Source organism: Caldovatus aquaticus (assembly GCF_019458025.1).
GTDB classification, from domain to species: Bacteria; Pseudomonadota; Alphaproteobacteria; order Acetobacterales; family Acetobacteraceae; genus Caldovatus; species Caldovatus aquaticus.
The window spans coordinates 1-850 of record NZ_JAHZUY010000135.1; the positions used below are offsets into that span (position 1 = coordinate 1).

Here is an 850-nt window from a genome sequence, read left to right on the forward strand (position 1 = left end):
CTAGGGTCTGTTAGAGCTTGAATGCTATGCCCATGTTGTGGGGATGGCGGAGAAGAGCGGCGGCGTTCAGGTGTTCACGGATGCGGCCTGGGCGGAATGGGAGCCGCTGATCGAGGCGACACGGCCGCAGGGGAAGACCCCGCCGAAGGAGTTGCGCCGGACCATCTCGGCGATCTTCTGGCGGCACCGGAACGGCGCCAAGTGGCGCAGCATCCCGGCCGAACTCGGCCCCTGGTGGCGAGCGGCGCAGCTGTTCCTCCGCTGGGCGCAGCAGGGCGTCTGGGAGCGCCTGCTGGACTTGGTCCAGCGGCGCGGTGTCGCGCTCGGCATGACCTTCCTCGACGGCACCACCATCCGGGCCCACCACAAGGCGGCGGGCGCGGAAAAAAGGGGGCCGACGGCCAGGGGCGCGATGAGCGTGAGGCGCTTGGCCGCTCTCGCGGCGGCTACGGCACCAAGGCCTGCGTGATCGCCGACGGCCGTGGCCGGGCGATCGCCTTCGCGCTCGCGCCGGGGCAGGCGCACGAGCTGCCGCTGGCGCCGGGTCTGCTCGGCGGCCTGCCGGATGTGCCGGGCTGGGTAGTGGGCGACCGCGGCCTCGCCTCCGACGCCCTCCGGAAGCGCATCTGGGATATGGGCGCTCGGCCGGCGATTCCGCCGAAGCGGACCGATGCACCGGTCGCCTGCCCGAAGTGGATCTACGTCAACCGCCGTCTCGTCGAGAACCTGTGGGCACGCCCGAAAGAGTGGCGTGCGGTTGCCACCCGCTATGAAAAGACCGCCCGTTCCTTTCTCGGCGTCCTCTGCCTCGCCGCTACAGCCGATTGGCTCAAGCTCTAACAGGCCCTAG

At 70.2% G+C, this 850-nt stretch carries 1 protein-coding gene; it reads left to right on the forward strand.

Features of this window, described 5'->3' with window-relative positions:
• Window positions 1-70 precede the first annotated feature (70 nt).
• A protein-coding gene (locus tag K1J50_RS18810) for an IS5 family transposase (protein WP_220119277.1) occupies window positions 71-840 on the forward strand; the annotation gives its coding sequence in 2 pieces (ribosomal slippage) (window positions 71-407 and window positions 407-840; 771 coding nt in all).
• The last annotated feature ends 10 nt before the right edge of the window (window positions 841-850 follow it).